This window comes from Spirosoma arboris, from assembly GCF_009754945.1.
Lineage (GTDB): Bacteria > Bacteroidota > Bacteroidia > Cytophagales > Spirosomataceae > Spirosoma > Spirosoma arboris.
Genome location: NZ_WPIN01000090.1, coordinates 1 through 287, shown reverse-complemented (window position 1 = coordinate 287; position 287 = coordinate 1). Strand labels below are relative to the sequence as shown.

Genomic DNA, 287 nt, shown 5'->3' with positions numbered 1-287 from the left:
CCAGCGAACAGACAGGAGCTACTGAGCAGGAGGCCGGAGCGGTATAGGTGGTGCTGGCGATCTGGCCCAGATAACTGACCGTCACGGTGTGAGACCCTGTTCCACTGGGTAAGCCACTCAGTGAATACGGGATTGAGGTGGCTCCTGCACTGACCGAAAGGGTAGTGGTGGTGGCTCCATCGGTGAGGGTGAGAGAGCCTGTTACGGCATTGGTCAGGCTAATGAGACCGGTCGTATTGTAAGTGTTAGTGCCCGGAATGCAGACTCCTGGGTCGGTGACGGCTAGC

General features: G+C 58.2%; 1 protein-coding gene. It reads right to left on the bottom strand.

All coding sequences use genetic code 11. The features are described 5' to 3' along the window. On the bottom strand, positions 1-287 hold a 287-nt coding region (locus GO755_RS41270; protein WP_198175105.1), incomplete at both ends, for a hypothetical protein.